Source organism: Bacteroides sp. ZJ-18 (assembly GCF_011038705.2).
GTDB classification, from domain to species: domain Bacteria; phylum Bacteroidota; class Bacteroidia; order Bacteroidales; family Bacteroidaceae; genus Bacteroides; species Bacteroides hominis.
Genome location: NZ_CP072198.1, coordinates 4,022,742 through 4,048,804, shown reverse-complemented (window position 1 = coordinate 4,048,804; position 26,063 = coordinate 4,022,742). Strand labels below are relative to the sequence as shown.

The window sequence follows — 26,063 nt, the reverse complement described above, 5'->3', positions numbered from 1 at the left end:
GGTCAGATAACGATTTGTTGTGAGTGATAGATTTCCCGGTACATCTCCGAGCGTTCCAGCAATTCTTCCGGTGTTCCGATGGATTCTACCTCTCCGTCGTCCAGCAGAATGACCCGGTTGGCCGATTGCATGGTATATATGCGTTGCGTGATGATAAGCACCGTGGTATCGTGCAGCCATGCATTCAGGTTGTTCCGGATGCGGAGTTCTGTTTCAGAGTCTACGGCACTGGTGCTGTCATCCAGTATCAATATCTTGGGTTTACGCAGCAAAGCCCTGGCGATGCAGATGCGTTGCTTCTGTCCGCCGGAAAGGTTTACTCCGCCCCGTCCTAACTGCGTGTCATATCCGGCAGGCAGCGAGCGGATGAACTCATGGGCTTCGGCGGCACGTGCGGCCTCTTCAAGTTCTTTCTGTGTGGCATCGGGTTTTCCCCACCGCAGGTTTTCTGCAATGGTTCCCGTAAAGAGCTCGTTTTTCTGCAACACCATGCCGATGCGGGCATGAAGTTCGTGCAGGTTGTAGTCTTGTACGGGGATGCCGTCAATCCGTATTTCACCGGAACTGACATCATACAGGCGGGGGATCAGTTGTACGAGCGAACTTTTAGCCGATCCGGTAGCACCTGCCACAGCCACTGTCTCGCCCGGACGAACGTGGAAACTTATGTTCCGCAGCACATCCGTCTCGCCTCCGCCATAACGGAAGCTGACCTTCTCAAAGCGAATCTCTCCCTTTTCGATCTGCCGGGTGCTACGCATTCCTTCGGGCGTATCGGTCAGTGAAGGCTGTGTATCCAATACCTCCAGGATACGTTTCGATGAGGCTGAGGCACGGGCATAAGTCATGATAATCATGGACAGCATCATCAACGACATCAGCACTTGTGCCAGATAGTTGACAAATGATATCAGTTCGCCCACTTTCAACTCTCCTGCCATCACCTTCTGCCCACCCATCCAAAGGATAGCGATGATCGACAGGTTCATCACCAGTTGCATCACCGGAAAGATGGCGACAATGATGTTGGAAGCGTGAATCACCGTGTCGCGCAGGCTTTTGCTCTTGTCCTTGAACTTGCGTGCTTCGAAGTCCTCCCGCACAAATGATTTCACTACCCGGATGTTGATCAGGTTTTCGCGTACCACCTCGTTCAGTTGGTCTACTTTCTGTTGCACTTTCAAGAAGAAGGGGAACCCTTTCCGCAGGATGAAGAATACACTGAAACCCAACACCGGGATGGCAGCCAGCAGGACGCCTGCCAGTTCCGGGTTGATACGTACCACGAAGAACACTGCCATGACGAGCATCAGCGGAGAGCGCAGCATCAGACGCATCGATACCTGGATAACTTGCTGAATGCGGCTGATGTCACTTGTCAGCCGGGTGATCAGTGAAGCCGTACTGAACCGGTCTATATCGAAAAAAGAGAGTTGTTGTATCTTGCCGAACAGCTTGGTGCGCAGATCGGTTCCGAAACCGATGGAGGCTTGCGAAGAGACATATACATTGGCAATACTGAATATCAGTCCGACAATGGAGATAAGTACCATCTTTCCGCCTACGGCAGTAATGACGGAGAGATCCCGCTGCATCACTCCGTTGTCTATAATATCCGCCATGTACATCGGCTGAATGGTTTCGCACATTACAGACACGAGTACCAGTAGCGGACATGCCAGCAGACTTGCTTTGTAGCCTTTCAGTATTTGCCAGTATTTTTTCATTTATCCAGTGTAATCACGGTAATCTCCGGCCATGCCCCGAAACGGAAAGGCAGTCCGACGAATCCCATCCCTACGTTTACGTATAGTCCCCGGTTGCCTTCTTTGTACATGCCTCCCCATTCCGGATAGATCCAGGAAGCAGGTGAATGATGTCCGATGGCCAGCTGCATGGCATGCGTGTGTCCCGCCAGCATCAGGTCGATGTCCGATTCGGGCAACACTTCACGTCTCCAGTGTGTAGGATTATGACTTAATAACAGCTTGAACAGGCCGTTTGTTCCTGCCTGTGCCTTGGGCAAGTCACCGTGCTGTGAGAAAGGAGGTTCTCCTTCGTTTTCTACCCCGATCAGGGCGATGCTGTCGTTTCCGCGGTGCAGTAGAGTGTGCTCGTTGTTCAGTAATACCCAGCCCATGTCGGCTTGCCGTTTCTTCAGGTCGTTCAGGTTGTTTACCTGGTCGCGTTTACTTTTCCATCGATAGTAGGGGCCGTAGTCATGGTTTCCCAGGATGGAGTATACGCCGTCCCGGGCATGTAGTTGCGAGAGTATCTCTTCAAATCCGTCCAATTCTATGGCCCGGTTGTTTATCAGGTCACCGGTGAATACGATCAAGTCCGGCTTTTGCGCGTTAACCAGGTCCACCATCTGTTGCAGGCTCTTGGCATTTCCTTGCCAGCTCCCGATGTGTATGTCCGACAACTGGACAATGCGGTATCCGTTGAAAGCTTCGGGCAAGCGGGAAGAACGGAAGGTGACCTCCTTTACTTCAAAACGGTCTTTGCCCACCATCGAACCATAAAGTATCAGGACTGCGTTGAGCACGGCCAGTACCAGTCCGGTTGCTATAAAAGGAGTCCGGGGCCAGTGCAGCCATCGGTTGAACGGGCGTCCGATGATGGAACAGATCGTAAAGAGCAGTTTCGGAGAGGCAAACAAGAAGAAGACAACGGCGAAGCGTCCTATCCATAACGTATGTTGTTCGGCGTATTCATAGTTGGCAAAGAAAGCTAACGATACTACTCCCGCCATCAGGAAAAGAGTGGGGAAGAAGTAAAGGATTCGCCAAAAAAGACTTAGAGTCATTTGTTTGATAAATGTCCGGTAAATGTAAATGTCCGGCAATACAAGGATTACGATCAGAAAGCCTAAAACTCGTTGCAGCATATTTTCTTAGCTATGGGTTGAATAAATAAAAAGAGGCGTAGGGTATGTCTCGGGGGGACTTGCGAACGCCTCTTCAAAGTTAGAGAGAATTTGTAAAGTACGGTTTAAGTTAAGCTGTATGATTTAATTCTTTTAACTCGTTTAGGTTCTTCTTTATTTCTTTTATATGTCTGAGGTTCCGGCGATACACCCACAGGCAGATTCCAAGTCCGACGGCCCACACGATCAGACTGCTGATGATTCCTGCAGCACCGTATTGCCAGACCTGTTTGTAGAAAGAGAAAAAGGTAGCCATCACAAGCAGGTAGAGTATGCCTATGATCCATTCGCGAACCATCCATCTGTGATATCGGTTGATACGGGAGATTACTGTGACCAGAGGCATTTCATCTATCCGGGTCCGCCCCAGGTAATGGGCGGAATACAAATCCCAGCAAAGGGCCGGGATGCACAGGAAGAGGGCGATCCAATAATAAAAGTCCGTAAGTGCATCATCACATATCCAGAAGATCACTGCCAATGCCAGTATGCCGATTGCGGCAAAACGCAGCTTTCTGTTGAACCGTTCTATGCTGTTAATGTTGTTCCGGGCGCGTCCCAACAATTGTTTCATTTCTTCTTCCTTGATGAACTCCTTGCCTTTGAGGTGTTCATCCAGTGCGTTCCACGATTTCTTCAGATCATCCAGTTCCATATCTTATTCCTCCTTTTTCATCTTTTTTAGTTTGTCTTTAATCCGGCTCAGCTTGGTTGCTACATTGGTCACTGTCAGTCCGGTGATTTCCGAGATTTCCTCGTAACTTTTCTCTTCCAGATAAAGCAATATGATCGACTTATCCAGTTGTCCCAGTTGATTGATCATCCGGTACAGTTGCCGGAGCATTTCCGTCAGTTCGTCTTTTTCTTCCGTCAGCCAGTCGGCTTCGCGGGTGAGTGCCACGATTTCCGGAATGTTTTTCTCTTTGCGGATAAAGCTGATGCAAGTGTTCAGTGCGATCCGGTAAATCCAGGTCGAGACTTTGCACTCTTTCCGGAATCTGGGGTAAGCCTTCCACAGATTGAGAATCACTTCCTGATAAAGATCGCCGAGCGTGGCGTGCTGGGTGGTATAAAGATAGCACACCTTGTAAATCACCCGCTCGTACTCCCTGACTACGGAGAGGAACTCTTGTTCTACGGGTTCGTTGGCTTGCGGCGGACTGGTGGGGTTCATTGTCTTCTTTTCGGGATTACTTTTGTATGGTTAGTCGCAAAGGAAAGGAAATAATCACAAAATAAAAGCGGAAATTAGTGGGAATTTGGACTATTTCCGGATATTTATTATATTTGGAAACGATAAGAATCTGTGGGTGACGGAGTTTGTCAAGTATGAAACGTTTTAAATAAATCCGTATTTTTATGACTGGATGTACAAGTATGGCTTCAAATAGCGAGGACCTGAAGGCCTTTATTTTATCTTTGGAAGAACAAGCTCTGAAGTTATGGAATCGTGGAAACCCGGATGGGTTTATAGAACTGTCATCTGATGATGTTGTCTATATCGACCCCGCTTTCAAGAACAAACTGGAAGGTAAAAAGGCTCTGGAAGAGTATTATAACAGCATTCGGGGAAAAGTCGAGATCGACAGGTATAATATGATAGAACCCACTGTATTGCTGTCATCCGATGTCGCTGTTCTGGCATATGATTATGAAGCTTATAGAGATGACCGGACATTCAGGATGCATTGTACGGAAGTATATAAACTGGATTCGTCTGAACAGTGGAAAATCATACATACCCATTGGTCTTTTTGTCCTGCCTGATAATGGCGGACAGAATGGGAATGGCCGGATCTTTTCCCTACAGGAGGATGCTGGGATATTGCGTTCCATAATATCCCATCCATACCTGAATCATGCTTTCTTCACAACAGTTTGTCTCTGTATCTTTGTAATGCTTCTTTCGGATATGTGGCTTTGTCACGTCTTCTTGTATGTCACTGGAAGAGAGGACAGAGGTACTTCGGATTTGTTTGGAATCAAACTGTTTTCTTTTGTTATATTTATAATAAATATTGTAACTTTGCCGGCAATTAACACTATAAATAGACAAAGATGAACAAGAGAAGATTACTGGGCTTGCTCTGCCTGATGGCATTGCTGGCCACCTCCTGTGACAATAAGGGGGATTATTGGGGAGCCATGGAAACTTCCAAGACAACATTGACGCTGGAGCGCATTTGTGATATGGCTACGCTTTCACAAGATTCCGTAAATCTGCTATCTGATATTATGGGAGTGAATACAGAAGAACTGTATCGGGCAGACGCTGTCATGATAGGAAAAGTGACAGGTGGGGAAGCAGGTCATTATTACTATCCCAGGTTTCTGATTGCTAAAGATAAAGAAATGAAGGAAGTGATTATGGAAGCCTATATCCGTCATAATACAGGAAATACCTTTTATGCTTTTCTGGATCCGGATATGCTGACTTTGGGCGAAACTTATTATTGTGCAATGAACGATTATCAGTATGGCTATAGCGGACGCCCGGGGTTGCTGGATCATGTATTGGGCGAAAATTCAAACAAAGAACGTTTTAGTGAAGTAAAAGCATTCCGCCTTTCTGGTCTGCCAAAACTGATTGTACACGATACCCAGTTCACAGGATACAGTTATTATTTATCTGCGGAAGTACGTTTTAAAACCGATGCCGGAATTATAGAGCAAGGTGCTTGTTATAGTTCAGTCAAAGAATTGCCGGAAATTACCGATCAGAAGGCATTGGCACGGGGAACGCGGATGTATAATTACTCTAATTTTGAGGTGGAGGTGATGGACCTGCTACCTGCTACCCACTATTATATACGCCCCTATGTGACTACTGAGGAGGGGACAGGCTATGGGCCGGTGGCTGAGTTCACGACCGAACGGGGTACAGAGCCGGTTATCAATAATTTTTCGTTGTATCAATATAATGGTACGGCGGTAGAGTTGTATGCTTCTTTCTATACAAATGATTTCCTTATTACAAATTATGGTTATAGTTATGGCGTTTATTCACAGGAAACGGGAGTGGTGACGAATGAACAGATGATAGAAGTACCTTTTACTGATGATTATAGACAGACGTTTGATGAAATCGTTACCGGATTGCGTCCCGGGACGCTTTATGCTTTCCGTGTTTATGCGAAAAATGGAGTAGGGATTAGTTACAGTAATTACCGGACCATTGAGATCCCTGCAGAATAAAATATAGATTTAAAGAACGAAAACAAATGAAAAGAATAATAATAGGAGTGATTGCCTGTATTTGTGCAATCACCGTGATGGCCCAGGTACAGACACACGATGTAAAAGGAGTAGTATTTGACAGAAAGCAGCAACCCATTGTGGGGGCATTAGTCACAGCCAAAGGGACCAATATCAGCACAATAACCGATGTCGACGGTAAGTTCTTCTTGCAGGAAGTTCCTCTTTCGGTCAAAAAGGTGATTGTTACTTCCATCGGTATGGAGACCCGGGAAGTGGACCTGAATGTACCGGTACAGCTCACCGGAAAGCGTAAGAAGCTTTCGTTTGTGGCACATGCCGGGATCAGCATGAGTAAGTACACTACATATGGTTCCGATTTTAAGGTGGGATATGAGTTTGGTTTAGGTATCGAAGTACGCATGTCAAAACGATGGGCTTTCCAGCCTACTCTGCAAATTTGTAACCGTGGAGCAGAGTTCAATGCCGAAAGAAACGGTGTGAAATATCAGGAAACTTGGAATCCGGTTTCATTGGATTTGCCGATGTTGTTCATTCTTCGTTATCCGGTAGCCCGTAAAATGAATCTGACCTTTTCTGTGGGACCTGTGTTTTCGTATGGCTTTGCAGGAAAAGTAAAAGCTACGGAAACAGGTAAACCCGATGAAGAGTATGACATTTATAGCAAAGAGTATGAATATGATTATTATGGCGGGAAACATTCTTTGTTACATCCTTTCAGCTTTGGTGTTGCCTATGGCATAGGTGTGGAATACAAGAAGTGGTTGGTAGGTGTTTCTGGAAAGAGTATGTGTTTGGGACAGGATGATGAAGGTTTTGAAGCGAAAGAACATAACCTGGCACTTACTTTGGGACTTACTTACCGTTTCTGATCAAGCGGATATGAATAATCGGATGTTGAATGTAAAAAATAAAAAGATATGAAAAGATATATAGCATTGGCATTGGTCTGCCTGGCACTGACAGACGTTATGGCCCAAAAACAAAAAGTGGTAGAGAAGATCGTGGATGAAGATTACTATCCGGTAGACGGGGCGGTAGTTACCTTGAAACGTACGAACCAACAGGCTGTCACCGATAAAAATGGAGTTTTTGTACTGGAGGAAGTACCTGTCTATTTCGACTCACTACAGGTGACAAAAGGTAAACGCAGCGGATATGTAGATCTCCCGATGCGTATACAAATGCGTACACAAGTGATGCAACGCTTCTCGTTGATCGTGAAGGCTGGAATTGGAGCAGGTAAGTTTATGCAAGGACCCGAATCGAAACTGAAAGACGGTCTTAGTATCTATGGAGGGGTAGGGGCCGATATCCGGATGTCGAAACACTGGGCTTTCCAACCCTCGCTTTTGTTGGTTTCCCGTAAAATGAAAGGGCATGATTTCTATGATTATTATACGGAAAATAACGGTGATGGCTCTTCATCCGTTTCTTATGATCAGGTGAGTGGTACTTACAATCCATTCTATCTGGAGATTCCTTTACTGTTTGCACTGAAGTATAGAATAGGAAATGATCTGAATCTGGTATTCAGTTTCGGTCCTTATATTGACTTGGGGATCAGTGGAGACGTTAAGAAAGAATTTCGCAAGCGTTCTTATGATAGTAGTGGAAATTATAATAGAGTGGAATATGTTACTGAAAGCCAGTCATTGTTCGGCAAACGGTTTACCGGAGGATTTGCCTATGGAATCGGAGTGGAATACGGGCACTTCCTGATAGGAGGAACCGGAAGAGTGGGGTGTACTTCATGGAATCACTCGGAAGGTTTTCTGGATGTCGCTTTTGAAATAGGATATCGTTTCTAAGTTCACCACAGATTACACGGATTTTCACAGATTATTGGCAATTATGATCTGTGATAATCTGTGAAATCTGTGGTGATAACGTATTGTATTTAAAATCTGTATCCTACTGTCAGAATCCCTCCGATCGGGTAATGTTTCTCGGTATCGCCTGCGTACAGTGTTCCTCCTTTAACCGGCTCCATGAATCCGTGCTGGAAAGAGGCATTGACCAGGTAATGTTTCCATATTTCAAAACCGATGCCTCCCTGAACCCCGATGTCGAAACGTTTCAACAAGGCATCTTTATTTTTCGCTTCAGCTAAGGAAGAGTAGGATTTGAAAGGGTTATGCGACTCACCTTTATGGCCGCCTTTGTTTGTCAGTTCATACTTTCCACCCATGCCTACGGCTAAATAAGGTCCGATATTGATTACAAACTTAACATGGTTTGACACATCCATCTTAAAAGCTGCCAGAATAGGGATGTCCAGATAAATAGGAGCTATTTTGGCTTTATAAGAGATAGGTTCGGTAGACGAGGACAGCGGAGAATACCCGTCGTACTCGGCAGTTGCTCCTTTGCTGGTGACCATCAGTCCCGATTGGATAGCCCAATGCCTGCTGAAATTATATTCCGCACCGACACCGGCACTGAATCCGGTGCGTTCGTCCAAGCCGTCCGGGCGGCGGAAACTGAACAGGCTGACTCCGGCTTTCACATTCCATGAAAAACCTTTCTCTACGGGCTGGAGCTGAATATAGACGTTGGGAGCTACGGCTACCTCTTTGCGTTCCATGCCTACGTGATAGACAACAAGCTGCTGTGCTGAAGCAGGTGCTTCTGCTATTATAAACTTGCCATCCACGTTGGTTACGGCACCAATATTAGTGCCTTTGACAACAATGGCGGCACCGACGGCGGGTTGGCCGTCACCAACTACAACAGTACCCGCTATCCGCTGAGTCTGTGCAAGGATCACTACGCTACAGGAGGGAAGTAACCATAATAACAGAATAAGAACCTTTTTCATAACTTTTTCTATTTTAAAGTATAGGATCAGTTACAAATATATCGAAAGAAAAGATTTACTGCAAGTTTGCTGCCAGAAATTTACGCATCTCTCCAACGCTTTTTCCTCTTCGCGCGGCATAATCCGCCAATTGGTCTTCACCGATCTTCCCCACCGAGAAATAGTGAGAAGCCGGATGTGCAAACATTAATCCGCATACTGAAGCGTGAGGATACATAGCTCCGTTCTCTGTCAGGCGGATACCGATCTGTTTCATATCAAGAATTTCGTCGAGAATAAAGTTTACAGACTGATCGGGTAAAGATGGGTAGCCTACAGCAGGGCGGATACCCTGGTATTTTTCGACAAGAAGATCGGGAATAGAGAGATTTTCGTCTTTTGCATACCCCCATACTTCTTTGCGGACATATTCGTGCATCTTTTCGGTGGCAGCTTCGGCCAGACGGTCGGAGAGTGTTTGTACCAGAAGATGTTTATAAGGGTCTTGTTCGTAAAGTCCCTCCATATCCGCATCAATGGAAGAGGCAAAAACTCCTACTGTATCAGTGATTCCCGAAGACAGAGGGCGTACAAAGTCGCTGAGGCATAAGAAAGGTTCGTTCTCTTTTTTCTTGACTTGCTGCCGGAGCAGCGGGAAAGTGATACCGTCGATAATCAGGTTGTCTCCGTCGGCATTGGCCGGGCAAAGTTTAAAAACGCTTTTCACTTCAAAGTCCCTGTCCAATTCGTCCAGCATCCGGTTGGCTTCTTTATAGAGTTGCATGGCTTCGGAAGCTTTGCCCCGTTCTTCTTCCGGAAAGGTTGTCAGCCAGGAAGCACGACAGGAGTCACATCCGTGGATATTGGCTATGGCGGCATAACGCGGCTGAAACCCCCAGGCGTGAAAAAAATAAATCCAGTTGATGTAGGGGGATAAATCATGAACACTGAACGATAGACGGTTTTCAAACGCTGAGCGATCAACGGTTTCTGAACGATGGACGGGGGATGATGACGGGTTATGCTTTTCCATATTTGACTGTTTTAATGCTGGTGATAATAAGTTTCATTGATCCGTTTGCGTTGGCAAACATGCTTGAATATTTAGTTTCAGATAAATATTCGGTTTTAAATAACAATTCTTTCATTCAGAGACTTATGTAGGTTTACCATTCGTATCGCGAAGGTCCTGCTTTTATCTTTCAATATATTTCCCATTCTTCTGCATTTATCGTTCCCGGTTTACCCCCTTCTCCTTGTTTATCATTTAGATGGTTGATCGTTCAGAAATTGTTCATCGTTTAAAATAGATTTCTTGTCCGCGATAAGCTTCATCTACCTGTCCGTCAGTATACAATAGGTGTCCGTTGGCAAATGTCTTTTCTACTTTCCAGTCAAAGGTACGTCCTTCGAGCGGACTCCATCCACATTTGCTTAAGATTTGTTCTGCACTTACCGTCCATAATGCGTCCGGCCGAACCAGTACCAGGTCTGCCTGATAACCGGGACGAATGAAACCGCGGTTATGGATATTATATATCTGGGCGGGTGCATGGCACATTTTCTCAACGACTTTTTCAATCGTGAAGATACCTTCGTTCACCAGTTCAAGCATACTGATCAGAGAGAACTGGATCATAGGCATGCCTGACATTGCCTTTAACGGGCCTCCTTCTTTTTCACTGAGCAGGTGTGGTGCATGATCGGTGGCAATCACGTCTATCAGGTTGGAGTTGACAGCCTGACGAAGTGCATCCCGGTTGGTTTTAGCTTTGATGGAAGGGTTACATTTGATACGTGTACCTAATTCCGCATAATCCGAAGAGTCGAATAACAGGTGCGAAACACAAGCTTCTGCCGTAATCCTTTTTTCTTCCAATGGAATATCATTATCAAAAAGAGAAAGCTCTTTGGCTGTGGAGATATGCAGGATATGCAGACGAGCGTCTGCAATGCGTGCCAGGCGTACAGCCAGTTCGGACGACTCGTAGCAGGCTGCTATCGAACGTATCTTTGCATGGTAACCCATCGGAAGGGTTTCGTGGTGAACATGGTAGTACTGATAAGGATATTTTTCAATATATTCTCTTACGTATTTTTCCGTATTCTTTTTAATTGTTTCATGATTCTCACAGTGGGCGGCAATCAGCAAATCGGTTCCATTGAAGATGTTCAGCAAGCTGTTCATCTTGTCTACCAGCATATTGCCTGTACTTGATCCCATAAAGAGCTTGATTCCGCATACACGGCTTTTATCCAGTTTGTCAAACTCGGTATAGTTATTGTTTGTTGCTCCGAAATAGCATGAATAGTTGACACTGCATTTCTCGGCAAGCAAATCGAACTTGGCATTGAGTGCGTCCAGTGTGGTGGTTTGCGGATTGGTATTGGGCATGTCCATAATAGAGGTTACCCCTCCTGCTGCTGCAGCCCGGCTTTCGGTAGATATGTCGGCCTTATGGGTTAGGCCCGGATCGCGAAAATGCACATGATCGTCGATGACACCCGGAAGCAGATAGCATCCGTTGGCATGGATTGTCTCTTCACAGGGAGTGGCCGGTTTCTGTCCTTTCTCCAGTATCTCGGCTATTTTTTCACCTTCGATGACTACCGAACCGCGTGCGGAGCGTCCTTCGTTTACTATGATGGCGTTTTGTATTAATGTTCTTTTCATATCTTAATTCATTTTGTTTTCTGCGGAAATTTGTGGAACCAGCTGTTTACTTTCAGTTTGATAACTCCAAATACCGCTTCTCCGAAAATACTGCTATTCATTTTTGATGTGCCCAGTTCACGGTTAATGAAGATCACCGGTACTTCGATAATCTTGAACCCGCATTTGTAAGCGGTGAATTTCATTTCTATCTGAAAAGCGTAACCCTTGAAACGGATGTGGTCAAGATCGATGGTTTCGAGTACCTGACGACGATAACACTTAAAACCGGCAGTAGTGTCATGTATCGGTAGTCCGGTAACGATGCGAACATATTTAGATGCAAAATAAGACATGAGGACGCGTCCCATCGGCCAATTCACTACGTTCACTCCGCTTACGTAGCGGGAACCGATGGCTACATCTCCTCCTTGGTTGGCACAAGCATCGTAGAGCCGTGGCAAGTCATTGGGGTTGTGGCTGAAATCGGCGTCCATCTCAAAAATGTATTCGTATGAATGTTCCAGTGCCCACTTGAACCCAGTGATATATGCTGTTCCCAATCCCAGTTTTCCTTTGCGTTCTATCATAAAGAGACGGTCGGGGAACTCTTGCTGCAAGGTTTTTACGATGGTGGCGGTTCCATCCGGAGAGCCATCTTCTATGATAAGAATATGAAAAATCTTTTCCAGTCCGAAAACGGCACGGATAATGTTCTCTATGTTTTCCCGTTCGTTGTAGGTAGGGATGATTACGATGCTGTCCGATGTCTGCATATTGTGTCTAAATTTGAAGACAAATGTAACGCTTTTCCGCTACTAACCAAAGATAGCGCATTAAAACTAAGGATAATTTAGTACTTTTGCGGTGAATTTGCATCACGGGTTACATGGATTCACACAGATTGGAAATTGATTTTGAGCGATCTGTGTGAGTTGGTGCGTTTGTGATGGACTAAAATGCTATTTATGACGATTACTGAACTGCAACATCAATATGCCGGGCATCCGAATGTGGAAGCCTTGAACAAACTGTTGGGGGAGCCCGCAGTCAGACATATCTATTGCGGTGGCCTGTATGCTTCCGCTGCTTCCTTATTCGCTTCGGCACTGGTAGAGAAGAGTCCTTGCCCGTTTGTTTTCATATTGGGTGATCTGGAAGAAGCCGGTTATTTTTATCATGATCTTACTCAGGTATTGGGTACGGAGCAGATTTTGTTTTTTCCTTCTTCGTTTCGCCGTTCGGTGAAGTATGGACAAAAAGATGCGGCCAACGAGATATTGCGTACCGAGGTACTCAGCCGGCTTCAGAAAGGTGAGCAAGGGTTGTGCATCGTCACTTATCCGGATGCGTTGGCCGAAAAGGTAGTCTCGCGCCAGGAATTGAGTGAAAACACATTGAAGTTACATGTGGGCGAGAAGGTGGACACCGGTTTTATCACGGATGTATTACATAGTTACGGGTTTGAGTATGTCGACTATGTGTATGAACCGGGACAGTATGCTGTTCGCGGCAGTATTATTGACGTATTTTCTTTTTCGTCCGAGTATCCCTATCGTATCGATTTTTTTGGTGATGATGTGGAGAGTATCCGTACTTTTGAGGTAGAGTCACAGCTATCGAAAGAGAAAAAGGAAAGCATTGTCATTGTACCCGACCTTGCCGTAACCGGAAAAGTTACTACTTCTTTCCTTGACTTTATTCCGAAAGACACGACTCTGGCAATGCGTGATTTTCTCTGGTTGCGGGAACGCATTCAGGCTGTTCACGATGAATCGCTTACACCACAGGCTCTTGCTGCACAAGAGGCGGAAGAGAACGGAGGCATCACTCTGGAAGGCAAACTGATTGATGGTAGTGAATTTACTGTCCGTGCCTTAGATTTCCGGCGGATGGAGTTTGGCAACAAGCCAACCGGTACACCGGATGCCACGTTGACTTTCCATACTACGGCACAGCCCATCTTCCATAAGAATTTCGATTTGGTGGCAGAGTCTTTCAAAGATTATCTGAGCCGGGGATACACACTTTATATCTGTAGTGACAGTACGAAACAGACAGACCGTATCAGGGCTATTTTTGAGGACCGTGGAGACCGGATTCAGTTTACAGCTGTGGAACGGACACTGCATGAGGGGTTTGCGGATGACACTCTGAAACTTTGCCTGTTTACGGATCATCAATTATTCGACCGTTTCCATAAATATAACTTGAAGAGTGATAAAGCCCGTTCGGGAAAAGTTGCTCTTTCACTGAAAGAACTGAATCAGTTTACTCCCGGCGATTATGTGGTGCATACCGATCATGGAGTAGGACGTTTTTCCGGTCTGGTGCGTATTCCTAACGGAGATACGACGCAGGAAGTGATGAAACTGGTTTACCAGAATGAAGATGTGGTATTTGTCTCCATCCACTCGTTGCATAAAGTCTCAAAATATAAAGGGAAAGAAGGAGAAGCTCCCCGGTTGAACAAGTTGGGCACCGGTGCCTGGGAGAAGTTGAAGGAGCGTACCAAGACAAAGATTAAAGATATAGCCCGTGATCTGATTAAACTTTACTCACAACGTCGTGAGGAGAAGGGGTTTGCATACAGTCCCGACAGCTTTTTGCAACGGGAGCTGGAAGCTTCGTTCATTTATGAAGATACCCCCGATCAGAGTAAAGCTACGGCAGATGTGAAACAGGACATGGAACGGGATATGCCGATGGACCGGTTGGTGTGCGGAGATGTGGGGTTTGGCAAGACAGAAGTGGCCATACGTGCCGCGTTTAAAGCTGTAGCGGACAATAAGCAGGTAGCCGTCCTGGTGCCTACTACGGTATTGGCATACCAACACTTCCAGACTTTCCGTGACCGTCTGAAAGGGCTTCCCTGTCGGGTAGAATATCTCAGTCGTGCCCGTACGGCAGCACAGGCAAAGGCAGTTATCAAAGGATTGGAAACCGGAGATGTAAATATTCTGATCGGTACTCACCGTATTCTGGGTAAAGATGTCAAGTTCAAGGACCTTGGCCTGTTGATCATTGATGAAGAGCAGAAATTCGGTGTGTCGGTCAAGGAGAAACTGCGCCAGATGAAAGTGAATGTGGATACATTGACGATGACGGCAACTCCGATTCCGCGTACGTTGCAGTTTTCATTGATGGGAGCACGTGATTTAAGTGTGATTTCTACTCCGCCTCCCAACCGCTATCCGATACAGACGGAAGTGCATACGTTCAGTGAAGAGGTGATTGCCGATGCCATTAATTTTGAAATGAGCCGCAATGGGCAGGTTTTTCTGGTCAATAATCGTATAGCCAATCTCCCGGAACTCAAAGCGATGATTCTCCGTCGTATTCCGGATTGCCGGATTGCTATCGGGCATGGGCAGATGGAGCCGGTGGAATTGGAGCAGATTATCTTCGGTTTTGTCAATTATGATTATGATGTGTTGATTGCCACCACCATTATTGAGAGTGGAATCGACATACCGAATGCCAATACTATTATTATCAATCAGGCTCAGAACTTTGGTCTGAGTGACTTGCATCAGATGCGCGGACGTGTAGGACGTAGCAATAAAAAAGCTTTTTGTTATTTATTGGCTCCCCCGTTATCGTCGTTGACGCCTGAAGCTAAACGTCGTCTGCAAGCTATTGAGAATTTCAGTGATTTGGGGAGTGGCATTCATATTGCCATGCAGGATCTGGATATTCGTGGTGCAGGAAATATGTTGGGAGCCGAACAAAGTGGTTTTATTGCTGATCTGGGCTATGAAACTTACCAGAAAATATTATCCGAGGCTGTACATGAACTGAAAACAGATGAATTTGCAGAGCTCTATGCCGACGAATTAAAGGGGGAAGGCATCATAAGTGGTGAAGAGTTTGTAGAAGAGTGTCAGGTGGAAAGCGATCTGGAATTGTTGTTACCGGCCAATTATGTGACAGGCAGCAGCGAACGTATGTTACTGTATCGTGAATTGGACGGATTGACTCTTGATAAAGATGTAAATGCTTTCCGTTTACGGTTGGAGGATCGTTTTGGCCCTGTTCCTCCCGAAACGGAGGAATTGTTACGTATTGTACCGCTAAGGCGTCTGGCTGCACGTTTGGGAGTGGAAAAAGTATTCCTGAAAGGGGGGCGTATGACTCTGTTCTTTGTCAGCAATCCGGATAGCCCGTATTATCAGAGTGCCGCTTTTGGCAAGATGATCGATTATATGATGAAATATACCCGCCGATGCGATTTGAGGGAGCAGAACGGACGTCGGTCTATGTTGGTGAAAGACATTCCGAATGTGGAAACCGCCGTCAGTGTGCTTCAGGAGATAGTGGCATTGCCGGTGAGAGAAAAAGAATAGACAGTTCACCTCGGAGGACACAGAGTATATACAGAGGATAAATTTTATCTTTAAACAACAAAACTTCTGTGTCTCCTATGTTCTCCGGAGTGAATAAAGCATGAATTATCTTTTTCCGTACAACTTGTCTATCAGGTCTGCCCGTCCGATGCGGCGCAGTTCATTGATGATGTTCCGTCGTTCTTCCGGTTTATACCAAAAAAAGAATTGTCTTTGGGCCAATTTTTCCCGTTGGGTTTTGGCACTGAATACCGGTTCGAGTGTGTATGGGTGGAAGCCGGTGTACCAGGCTTCGGTAGCTACGGTCATAGGGGTGGGAGTGAAGTCCTGCACCTGTTCCAAATGAAAATCCTGCCGCTTGGTAATTACTGCCAGCTCTGCCATATCCTCTTCTCTACATCCGGGATGGCTGGAGATGAAATAGGGGATTAATTGTTGGCGTAAGCCAAGTTCCCGGTTGATTCTGTCAAATATCTTTTTAAACTCCCCGAATTGGCTGAAGGCAGGTTTACGCATGATACTCAGTACCCGGTCACTGGTGTGTTCCGGTGCTACTTTCAGGCGGCCACTGACGTGGCGTGCTATTAGTTCGCGGGTGTATTCCGCCGTACTTTTATTGACGGAAGGGTCTTTGCTTTGATGAAGCAGTAAATCATAGCGTACTCCACTGCCGATAAAGCTCCGTTTGATTTCCGGTAAAGAATCTACTGCATGGTAGATATCCAGCAATGGCCGATGATCTGTATTGAGGTTCGGGCATACTTTGGGATGGATACACGAAGGACGTTTGCAACGTTTGCAAAGTGCCAGGTCTTTTCCACCCATTTTATACATGTTGGCAGAAGGTCCTCCTAAATCGCTAAGATTTCCTTTGAAGTCGGGTAGTTGTACCACCTCTTTTACCTCTTTCAGAATGCTCTCTTTGCTTCGGCTCACAATAAATTTTCCCTGGTGGGCGGAGATCGTACAAAAGGCACATCCTCCAAAACATCCCCGATGGATATTGATGGAGAATTTAATCATGTCGTAAGCCGGAATACGTTTTCCCTTGTATTTGGGATGGGGTAAGCGTGTATAAGGAAGATCGAATGAATGGTCCAATTCTTCCTGTGTCATCGGTGGATAGGGTGGGTTTACCACTACTACTTTGTTGTCTACAGCTTGAATAATCCGGGCTGCTGCATATTTATTGCTTTCTTCTTCAATGTGCCTGAAATTGGCGGACTGCTTCTTTTTGTCAGCGAGGCATTCTTCGTGGGAATGGAGGGCAATATCTTGCTCATCAGGCTCATATTCATCGGTCAGATAAGCAATTTGCGGAATAGTAGTCAGTGAAGAACGACAGATGTTAAACGGTGAAGTCGTACTGTCCCGGTATTCATTGTGTGTTGTTAATCTGCGGACCAGTTCGCAAATGGGCTTTTCACCCATACCATAAATCAGCATGTCGGCACCGCTTTCACAAAGGATGCTTTTTTTAAGCTGATCTTGCCAATAGTCATAATGGCTGAGGCGGCGCATACTTGCTTCAATACCTCCTAAAATGACCGGTACATCGGGATAGAGTTTTTTCAGGATCTGACTGTACACGATTGAGGGGTATTCCGGTCGCATATCCGGACGTCCGTCCGGTGTGTAGGCGTCATCGCTGCGCAAACGTTTATTAGCTGTATATTTGTTCACCATGGAGTCCATGCAACCTGCACTGATGCCGAAAAAAAGGCGGGGACGTCCCAGTTTGCGGAAGTCGCGCAAGTCGTCACGCCAATTGGGCTGAGGTACGATGGCCACCCGTAAACCTTCGGCTTCAAGGATACGACCAATGACGGCCGCTCCGAAGGAAGGATGGTCTACATAAGCATCACCGCTAAAAAGGATGACATCCAGTTCGTCCCAGTCGCGAAGCTCTACTTCTTTCTTAGTGGTGGGTAACCAATCAGTAAGTCGATATTCTTTCATGGGAGCAAAGATACGGATAATTTTGCTATACGAGGGCACGGATAAAGCAGAAGATGAACCAACCACATACGGCTACCTTCAGCACAGTACCCAACAGAAAACCTGCAAATGCTCCGAATCCGGCTTTCAGGGCGTATTTGGTCTCTTTACCGCCCAGCAATTCGCCTGCTACTGCACCTGCAAACGGACCGATGAATACCCCCCAGGGAGGAAACAGGAAAATACCGGCAAAGGTACCGATGATACACCCCCATTTGCCCCATGAAGTACCTCCGAGCCTTTTCACTCCAAACATTGGAATGAAATAGTCGAGTATTTGTATCAGTACCACAATGAACAGCCAAAGGAACAGTTGCGGAATAGTGAAGGAAACTTTATCGGTGAAGTGTAGACATACCAATGCCAGATAGGCAACAGGAGGTCCCGGCAACATGGGGACAATACATCCAGCCAATCCGACAAGCAGGCAGATACTGCCCAAAATAATCAGGAATAAATTCATGCGCTCAGCCGATTCTTTTAATAATAGCAATGAATTCCTCGTTGGTCATTCCGAAGTCTTGCTCACGATAGTTCACGAAATCCTCCAGATAGTCGCTGGCTATGGCTTCAAGAACTTCCTTACCGTTAAGTCCTTCTTCATCAAGCATAAAACGAATCATACCCTGATAGGCATGAATCGTTTTTAAGCGCTGTTCGGCTCCGGCTACTCCCATCATTTGACAATGATGCTCGTTGCGGGCAATAAGATAAACGGTAGCGTAGAACTTTTCTGCGCTACCGAATGTATTTTTTATTTTTTTGATTGCCGTTACCGGCCATTTCTTTATTTTATTTTGTACTTCGCTCATAAGATAGTAAACTGTAAAGTCATCCGCTCTCCATCATATATTTCGCGGAATCCGATACCTTGTTCTGATAAATATTCCTTAAGATCCTGAAATGCGGCTACCTGATCCGTTACAATCTCCATCTTGTCACCGGAACTGGCATTACACATCGCTTTTATGGCCGGAATCAACGGGCTATAGTTTGTCATTCCGCAGGTATCAATGGTAATCATACTTCCTCCTCTTCTTCTGCTTCCTGCTTCGATAGCCAGGTGAGATAAAGTTTGATGAGTTGCTGCAACCCGAATGCTTTCATATTATTGTGATAAATCACGTCTATGCAGAGGTCGAGCAGGTCCTTACTGTCTTCTTCCTGACTTGCTATCAGCGAACGTATATTCAGTTTCAGCTTCTCCAGAACGGCTTCATCTACAATGCCATTGCTGTCTATCAGATGCTGGAATAGAGAGTATTTTTCGATGGTTACCAAATTCTCTTCAGATATTTCCATGCTGCGTGTACCGCTCGGATTTGCTTGTATTGTGTACATAGTGTTTTTATTTTAATAGTTATTATTAGGAGCAAAGATAGAATTTAAAATGAAGAATGGAGTATGCAGCAGGGATTTTTTTTGATGAATTCATATTTTCATAGAATTCCCTCCGTGAGCAGACATGCTCACGGAGGGAACCTTATGACTGTTTATCCGTCAATTGTCAAGGCCATGGCTGAACAATAATCTGAATGGTTTGCCGTCCTAATGGGGGCTGCCCCGGATTGAGCGGATTGTACCATTTCATATTAACCTGATATCTTCCTGCCAAAACTCCTCTGATGCGCAGAATAATCATGGAGCCAAGTACGTATGACGCTTCCTGTTCTATGCCTTCCGGCGGGTTGTCGCATTCCCATACCATTGCTCCAAACATGGGATATGGAATTTCAGCTATTTCGCCCACATGAAGAAAGACCTGGCTTGGCAGTGGGGGAGGCGGAACATGAGGAGGTGGAATATCTTGTTCGATTCCTTCCACCTTTAAAATCGGAACGTTCACGGAAGGGCTGTATGCATAAGCTACGCCTCTACAAAGTAGCATGACTACTACTAAAAAAAACATTTTTGTTTTCATAATTATAAAAAATTGGTTCATCTAAAATGCCACAAATGATTATCCAACCATAAATAATCAGATTAGAAGACTCTATTATGAAATTAGAAAAAGATAAGATGGCAAAAACAGTAATGGTAATGGGACAACCGAATGATGACAGGAACAAAAACGATAGCAGCCATTATGTCAGATGGCAGTAAGTCTTAAAATAAATTCACGTAAATAACAGACATTATGACAGTTTTGTCTGCAAAGAACAAGTTCTTTGCAGACAAAAGACTAATACCCAATGCCGGGACATAACCATGTTTATTGAAAGTTTATTTTTCTCCGAAGAATTTTAGTATTGCTGCCATTACTGTGGCACGGTCCGTTTCGCTTTCAATGCTTTCGAATGGGAATCCCATTGCGAATACCCGATAATCTCCTTTATAGGCAATTCCGGCACTGCGTTGCCCGGGTTGATATGCGAATACCGGGAAAGCAGAACCTACCGGCACAATGCAGTCGGGAGCAGTTACCGCATAAGACTTTTCGTTAAGCAAGCGGGGAATCTGTATGGTACGTCCCAGGCCCGTGATCTGTCCGGAACGGGTATCACTTAATGAACTCTGATAGCCGTATTTCAGTACAGTCTCTGTGAATTCTCGGTTACCTTGCGAATTACTCATGTCGCTGCCTATATAGGATCCGCTGACAAGCAGGTTTCCTCCTGACTGGCAATAAGCTGTCAGTAAGCGCTGCATAGGTGAAGAGAATGTTTTATAATACGTTTTGCGGGCCGGATCACTTTGGATATCATCTTTCTCCAGGCCCAGAATGAAATCTACGATCGGATAGTGTTCCAGTTGGACACGTCCGTTTTCAACGGCTTCGTCACTGCATGAAACGAAACTGTAGTTTCCGGCAGCCTGAATCGCTTTGCCATGTATAAATGGATAGTCGAAGGTATTCCCGGCAATTTTCATTCCTTCCAGTTCGCCGCCGCTATAACCCAGGCTCCCTTTTCCTTCTTTTCCGGCTTGAGAGCGATCAAAGTCTGTTTGTGCTCCGCAAAACGAAATATTATATTGGTAGGCGACACCGGGATCTTGTTCCAGATCAAAGCCTGCTTCATCCGGTGTGTCAATAACTGCCGGTCCGCTTAACCGATTGAAACCGTTAATGATAAGCACTTTTCCGTGTTCTCGCTTGGCTTTGTAGGCCGCCAGAATTTCAGACGGGAAACTTTCTCCTCCCCGGTTGACAGCCGTAACCTTAAATGAATAAACCAGGCCCGGTTCTATTTTTAGAGAGTACGAAGGCTTGTCCACACGTACCCCGTTGTCGAAACCACCATATCCGATGCGGGTGTATACTATATACTCACGAGGACGGGCAGTGGGTTCCGATGGATCATTCTCTCCCTGCCATGAAAGTTCCAGAGTATTTTTCTTTTTACCGAATCCGATGGCAAAGTTGCTTACGGGAAGTGGTTGTACCACATACTCTTTGTTGTGCTGGCTGCTGACAAATTGCAGTACGGCTTTATAAATGGCGCGTCCTACGGTAAACTTGAAATTCGGATCGTGTCCGAGTTTCATGTCGGCAAAGTTCTGGTGCGACAGTAACTCGATGATGGTGGATGGGGTGGCAGGCAGGCGGGTCTCGCTGTAATTGCGGTCCCACATGCTGCGTCGGGTCCATTGTATATTAAAGTTGGCACGAATATCCTTTTGTATTTGGGTAAGCATGAGGTCGGCCAGATCCCGCGAAGCATATCGGTTATTTCCCGAGTTGAGCAGTCCGTTATTGAAGTTGGTTGTATAGATGCCGAGTGACCCTACTATATCGCCCGTTTTGCTGTATCCGGCATCACTGTGCAGTGCCACATTCATTTCTAACGGTACACCCAATCCTTTCTGTACGGGATTGAATACGGAGCCCCCCGACAGATAATTGATGGTGTTGGAGCGTGCATTGATGTCGTCTGCATAATCGTTTTCTCCCTGTTTTCCTCCGTAAACGTCATAAGGCATTCCTGCCCATTGGGCGGAATAACGCGCACCCTCCAGATAGCGGGGTAATCCGCTCACTGTAGTACCCCGGACAATGTTTCCCATTCCTCCGCCGAAACGTACGGCGTCGGCACAGACAACTCCGCTTTCATTGCTTTCATTGCTCAGTACCACCATGCCGTAATCATTGCTGCCTTTGTCAAACTCAAATGTACCAAGGTATACCCATGTGCCACTGCCTATCTTCTGGTTGACTTTGAATTCCGTTACACCACCTTTGTGAAATACCAGATACTTGGCGTCACTAACGCTATTGGGGAGTGTTTGGTAAGATACATATACCGCATAATTTCCCGCTTCGGGAATGGTAGGGATCCATTCGGCGAATGCCTTATTCTTTTTCTTTTCTGTACGGGTGAAGCGTGCGGTACCTGTCAGGAAGGGATTTTCTCCATCTTTGTAGACAGATTTTCTTTGTGCGAATCCATAACCGTTTGTTTGATTCCAACGGGCCTTGCGGCTTTTCATTTCCAGATAGATGGAACCGTTTCGGGTGTCATTGTCTACAATCACTTCATTTTTCTGAGTATCCCGTTCACGCGGAGTATAAACATTAGCTCCGGCGTTTTCAAGCATGGGAATGACATAAGGCAGGATGAAAGATTGCGTGAATAAGTCTTCTGTGGTACAGAACAGTCGTGGACGTTGCCAACTCCATTCGCCTTTATCGTTTTTGAAATATTTGCCATGGCTTTGCCAGAGGGAGATGTGACGGTTTTGCAGTCCTTTGGTTACTTCATAGGGGCGGGAAACATTTTTTACCCAAGGTGCTCCTTTGTATTCCGCATTCGAGAGTCGCGACTTATCTTTCTTTTTCCCACGAAAGAAGTTGGGGACTAACTCTTCGATGGGTTGGTCGTTGACATAAACCGTGGTTCGGAAAAAGCGTACGGGACCCGGAAGTAACTCTGCTATCTGATGGTAGATTTCATCTACTGTTTCCGGTAGAAAGGGCTGATAAGCAAAACTTTCGGAAGCATAGATGGATAGTTTTTTACCTTCAAAGTCAATATCTACGCTTTTTAACTTACTACTTCCGGTATTGGCAGATGCCGGGATGTAAGTCTCAAAGTAATTGCTAAGCCGTTCTTTTACGCTCTTTTCAATTTCTTGCGCAAATAAGATACCTGTGCCCGTAAGAAGCAACAGGAGGAGTATACATAGTTTTTTCATATATTCGGTTGAGTAATAGTCCGGGTACAAAAATAGAAGAAATAAATGAAAAACCGGTGATCCCGATAAGTCATTAGCAATTCAGACTGGTAATGAACCGTTTATTCGGTATACAATGCCCTTAGTCTGTCGATATCTGCTCCTAATTGGTTTCTCAGGAAGTTCTCCAGGCCTTGGTAATCGGAATCGATAGTCTGGAAGGCTGCTTCCAGATATTCCTTACGCACGGTGGTAAGAGGCGCGAATTCGGGATGGGCCTGTACGATCGCATCGTATTTGCCTTTTAGGTATTCGGCAGACAGCATATAATCTTCCATAATCACTTTTCTGTCTACACCCAATGCTCCCAATAATAATGCGGCAGCAATACCGGTACGGTCTTTTCCGGCCGAACAGTGAAATAAAAGAGGAGTGTTCCGTTCTTCCGAAACAATCCGGAAAAACTCCCGGTAAGTATCCTGGGCATTTTGGATGATATAGACGTATGCCTGTTCAAGTATTTTCGGAATGTTGTTCAGGTTGAAGTGAGCCATGTCGGTCATGTCACCGGCTTCGATGGACAGAGGAATGTATTGCGTTACCGTTGCCGGTATTCTGTCTGCTGCCACTTTCTTTTCCTGTATACTTCTGAAGTCAATATCCGTACGGATGGATAAAGAGGCAAGATAGGCCAGGTCGGATTCTGTCAGTTTATTGAGATCGCCCGAACGGATAAATGTTTTCCACTTTACGTGTTTATGGCCTGCTGCGGGATAACCTCCCAAGTCGCGCATATTATATGCTCCCTCGACAGGGAGAAGACGGAGATATTCTTCTTGTTTCATGTATGATTTGTCTTTTTATTAAAGAAAAGAAGAGTGAAGAGTCTCAAACTCCTCACTCTTCTTTATTTTTATTTCACTAATAAGCTCTGATTATAGTGGAATGTATTCCACAAATGCTTCCATTGCTTCGTAAGAGGCCAATCCCAAGCTGTCGTAAAGAGCTGCGGTACCCCGGTTGCGGTCTTCGCTACGTTGCCAGAACAGGCGTTCGTCATTACCCAGGAACGGAGCACTTTCCATCTGGGACTGGTGCTTCAGGATGGAGTTACGTTTTGCACGCAATTCTTCCGGACTGATAGGCACAGCCATTTCGATGTTTTCGATTTCCCATTCGGCCCATGCACCACGATACATCCAGATACGGCAATCTTTCAACCATTCGGCTCCTTCTTCTTTTTCAAGGTCTACAGCAGCAAATACGGCATCTGTACACACACGGTGTGTGCCGTGCGGGTCAGCGAGGTCACCGGCTACAAAAATCTGGTGAGGTTTCACTTCACGGAGCAGATTGCGGACGATTTCTACGTCAGCCTCGCTGATCGGATTTTTCTGGATTTTACCGGTTTCATAGAAAGGCAGATCCAGGAAGTGACAACGTTCCAGTGGGATATTATTATAGGTACAAGCTGTACGTGCTTCGCCACGACGAATCAAGCCTTTGATGGTCAGGATATCGCGTGTATCCATATCACCGTCTTTCTTATCCTTCAGGAATTTACGGATTTCGGCATATTTTTCACTGATCACCTGATCTTCACTGTTTATAAAGATTTGGTTGAATCCGTTGATGAAATGCATGAAACGAACTACTTCCTCATCACCTACGGCAATGTTTCCGGAAGTCTGATATGCTACATGGACTTCATGTTTCTGTTCTACCAGACGGCGAATCGTACCTCCCATGGAGATCACGTCATCATCGGGGTGTGGAGAAAATACGACAACCCGTTTCGGATACGGTTTGGCACGTTCGGGACGATAGGTGTCGTCTGCCTTCGGTTTGCCACCCGGCCATCCGGTGATGGTGTGCTGCAGATCGTTGAATATCTTGATATTTACGTTATAAGCAGATCCGAATAGGGCAAGCAGTTCGCTCAGTCCGTTTTCGTTATAGTCTTTGTTGGTCAGTTTCAGGATTGGTTTTCCGGTCAACTGGCACAACCATACAATAGCACTGCGGATCAGTTTATCGTTCCATTCGCAAGAGGTGACCAGCCATGGACGCTGAATACGTGTCAGGTTGGAAGCTGCCGACAAGTCGATGGCTACATGTGCATTGTTGTGAGTCTGTAAATAAGATGCCGGAATGGTATCTGTTACATTACCTTCCACACACTCTTTCACCATGTGCGCCTTTTCTTCACCCCATGCCAGCAGATAGATTTTCTTTGCTGCCAGAATAGTGGCCACACCCATTGTAATGGAACTGATTGGCGTATTATCAATGGTTCCGAATATTTTGGATGCTTCATTGCGTGATCCGCTGTCCAGCAGAATCAATCGGGTGGTAGAATTCAGGCGTGAACCTGGTTCGTTGAAAGCGATATTACCTACGCGGCCGATGCCTAGTAAGGCGATATCGATACCGCCGAAACTCTCGATGCGCTGTTCGTACAGGCGGCAGTATTCAAAGATGGTATCTTTAGCGATCGTACCATCCGGAGTGAAGATATTCTGCTTGTCAATATCAACGTGATCGAGGAACATCTCTTTCAATGCGTTGAAATTGCTGTTAATAGCGTCTTGGGACAATGGATAGTATTCGTACATATTGAATACGATTACATTACGGAAACTGAGTCCCTCTTCTTTGTGCATGCGAATCAATTCGGTGTATACGCTGCGTGGTGAATTTCCACCCGGCAATGCCAGTACGCAGAAACGTCCTGCTTTTTGTTTATCGCGAATGACCTGTGCTATTTCGCAAGCGATATGATTTGCACCTTCTTCCACAGACTCATAAATATCTGTAGGAATTTTCTCTAATCGGGTTAATACCGATCTCTCGAATGCATTCTCCGGTCTATAATACCTGGGGGAGACCCTGTTGAGTGTAATCTGAGAACTAAGATTTGTCTTCATAAGTTTGTTATTAATTAAGTTTGACTGAGTCTTTGTCGTTATCGGAAACTCTGAACAAATATATATAAAAACAATCAACTAT

General features: G+C 45.6%; 22 protein-coding genes. 5 read left to right on the top strand and 17 right to left on the bottom strand.

The window, feature by feature from the left end:
- Positions 1–2: 2 nt before the first annotated feature.
- The 4 genes from G7Y45_RS16460 to G7Y45_RS16445 all read right to left on the bottom strand — a co-directional run bounded on the left by G7Y45_RS16460 (position 3) and on the right by G7Y45_RS16445 (position 4,103).
- Complete coding sequence (locus tag G7Y45_RS16460) at positions 3–1,727, bottom strand: ABC transporter ATP-binding protein (RefSeq protein WP_165015800.1); 1,725 nt, start codon at positions 1,725–1,727, stop codon at positions 3–5.
- Positions 1,724–2,890, bottom strand: a complete 1,167-nt coding sequence (locus G7Y45_RS16455; protein ID WP_005823407.1) for a metallophosphoesterase — start codon at positions 2,888–2,890, stop codon at positions 1,724–1,726. The genes G7Y45_RS16460 and G7Y45_RS16455 overlap by 4 nt, the downstream gene beginning before the upstream one ends.
- 109 nt (positions 2,891–2,999) lie before the next feature.
- Entirely contained in the window at positions 3,000–3,584 is a 585-nt protein-coding gene (locus G7Y45_RS16450; protein ID WP_005807385.1) for a hypothetical protein, read from the bottom strand.
- A 3-nt stretch (positions 3,585–3,587) separates the two neighbouring features.
- A complete protein-coding gene (locus G7Y45_RS16445) occupies positions 3,588–4,103 on the bottom strand; it encodes an RNA polymerase sigma factor (RefSeq protein WP_005780219.1) in 516 nt (171 codons plus the stop codon).
- A gap of 185 nt (positions 4,104–4,288) precedes the next feature.
- On the opposite strand from G7Y45_RS16445, the gene G7Y45_RS16440 reads away from it, so the two are divergent.
- The 4 genes from G7Y45_RS16440 to G7Y45_RS16425 all read left to right on the top strand — a co-directional run bounded on the left by G7Y45_RS16440 (position 4,289) and on the right by G7Y45_RS16425 (position 7,956).
- Positions 4,289–4,696, top strand: coding sequence for a DUF4440 domain-containing protein (locus G7Y45_RS16440; protein WP_165015803.1), 408 nt, complete (start codon positions 4,289–4,291; stop codon positions 4,694–4,696).
- 291 nt (positions 4,697–4,987) lie between these two features.
- Entirely contained in the window at positions 4,988–6,124 is a 1,137-nt protein-coding gene (locus G7Y45_RS16435; RefSeq protein ID WP_005807380.1) for a fibronectin type III domain-containing protein, read from the top strand.
- A 26-nt stretch (positions 6,125–6,150) separates the two neighbouring features.
- Positions 6,151–7,017 (top strand): porin family protein, encoded by an 867-nt coding sequence (locus tag G7Y45_RS16430; protein WP_005823404.1) that lies wholly within the window; start codon positions 6,151–6,153, stop codon positions 7,015–7,017.
- 48 nt (positions 7,018–7,065) lie between these two features.
- A complete protein-coding gene (locus tag G7Y45_RS16425) occupies positions 7,066–7,956 on the top strand; it encodes a porin family protein (protein WP_022012443.1) in 891 nt (296 codons plus the stop codon).
- A gap of 89 nt (positions 7,957–8,045) precedes the next feature.
- Here the strand turns inward: G7Y45_RS16425 and G7Y45_RS16420 are convergent, their stop codons facing one another.
- The 4 genes from G7Y45_RS16420 to G7Y45_RS16405 all read right to left on the bottom strand — a co-directional run bounded on the left by G7Y45_RS16420 (position 8,046) and on the right by G7Y45_RS16405 (position 12,374).
- Positions 8,046–8,966, bottom strand: coding sequence for a porin family protein (locus G7Y45_RS16420; protein ID WP_005807371.1), 921 nt, complete (start codon positions 8,964–8,966; stop codon positions 8,046–8,048).
- Between the two features lie 55 nt (positions 8,967–9,021).
- Positions 9,022–9,978, bottom strand: a complete 957-nt coding sequence (locus G7Y45_RS16415; protein WP_032535781.1) for a vitamin B12 dependent-methionine synthase activation domain-containing protein — start codon at positions 9,976–9,978, stop codon at positions 9,022–9,024.
- 261 nt (positions 9,979–10,239) lie between these two features.
- Positions 10,240–11,619, bottom strand: coding sequence for a dihydroorotase (locus G7Y45_RS16410; RefSeq protein ID WP_101603311.1), 1,380 nt, complete (start codon positions 11,617–11,619; stop codon positions 10,240–10,242).
- 8 nt (positions 11,620–11,627) lie between these two features.
- Positions 11,628–12,374: a polyprenol monophosphomannose synthase gene (locus G7Y45_RS16405; RefSeq protein WP_005780203.1), complete on the bottom strand. Its 747-nt coding sequence runs from the start codon at positions 12,372–12,374 to the stop codon at positions 11,628–11,630.
- 192 nt (positions 12,375–12,566) lie between these two features.
- Here G7Y45_RS16405 and mfd point away from each other — a divergent pair, with 192 nt between their 5' ends.
- The gene (gene mfd / locus G7Y45_RS16400) at positions 12,567–15,944 is read left to right on the top strand and encodes a transcription-repair coupling factor (RefSeq protein WP_032535783.1); all 3,378 of its coding nucleotides are present in this window, start codon (positions 12,567–12,569) and stop codon (positions 15,942–15,944) included.
- 105 nt (positions 15,945–16,049) lie between these two features.
- Here mfd and G7Y45_RS16395 read toward each other — a convergent pair whose 3' ends face one another.
- From G7Y45_RS16395 to G7Y45_RS16355, 9 genes are all read right to left on the bottom strand, one after another.
- Positions 16,050–17,903, bottom strand: coding sequence for a YgiQ family radical SAM protein (locus tag G7Y45_RS16395; protein ID WP_165015806.1), 1,854 nt, complete (start codon positions 17,901–17,903; stop codon positions 16,050–16,052).
- 25 nt (positions 17,904–17,928) lie between these two features.
- Positions 17,929–18,405, bottom strand: a complete 477-nt coding sequence (locus G7Y45_RS16390; protein WP_005780197.1) for a DUF456 domain-containing protein — start codon at positions 18,403–18,405, stop codon at positions 17,929–17,931.
- 4 nt (positions 18,406–18,409) lie between these two features.
- Positions 18,410–18,754 (bottom strand): hypothetical protein, encoded by a 345-nt coding sequence (locus tag G7Y45_RS16385; protein WP_165015809.1) that lies wholly within the window; start codon positions 18,752–18,754, stop codon positions 18,410–18,412.
- On the bottom strand, positions 18,751–18,966 hold the full coding sequence (locus tag G7Y45_RS16380) for a sulfurtransferase TusA family protein (protein ID WP_005807358.1): 216 nt from the start codon (positions 18,964–18,966) through the stop codon (positions 18,751–18,753). The genes G7Y45_RS16385 and G7Y45_RS16380 overlap by 4 nt, the downstream gene beginning before the upstream one ends.
- Positions 18,963–19,283 (bottom strand): hypothetical protein, encoded by a 321-nt coding sequence (locus G7Y45_RS16375; protein WP_005780191.1) that lies wholly within the window; start codon positions 19,281–19,283, stop codon positions 18,963–18,965. The genes G7Y45_RS16380 and G7Y45_RS16375 overlap by 4 nt, the downstream gene beginning before the upstream one ends.
- A 166-nt stretch (positions 19,284–19,449) precedes the next feature.
- Positions 19,450–19,851, bottom strand: a complete 402-nt coding sequence (locus tag G7Y45_RS16370; protein WP_005807355.1) for a hypothetical protein — start codon at positions 19,849–19,851, stop codon at positions 19,450–19,452.
- A gap of 314 nt (positions 19,852–20,165) precedes the next feature.
- Positions 20,166–23,075 carry an N-acetylmuramoyl-L-alanine amidase gene (locus G7Y45_RS16365; protein ID WP_005807351.1) on the bottom strand — a complete coding sequence of 970 codons (2,910 nt, stop codon included), beginning with the start codon at positions 23,073–23,075 and terminating at the stop codon, positions 20,166–20,168.
- Between the two features lie 101 nt (positions 23,076–23,176).
- Entirely contained in the window at positions 23,177–23,899 is a 723-nt protein-coding gene (locus tag G7Y45_RS16360; RefSeq protein ID WP_005823386.1) for a tyrosine-protein phosphatase, read from the bottom strand.
- 90 nt (positions 23,900–23,989) lie between these two features.
- Entirely contained in the window at positions 23,990–25,981 is a 1,992-nt protein-coding gene (locus G7Y45_RS16355) for a glucosamine-6-phosphate deaminase (protein ID WP_005780179.1), read from the bottom strand.
- Between the last annotated feature and the right edge of the window lie 82 nt (positions 25,982–26,063).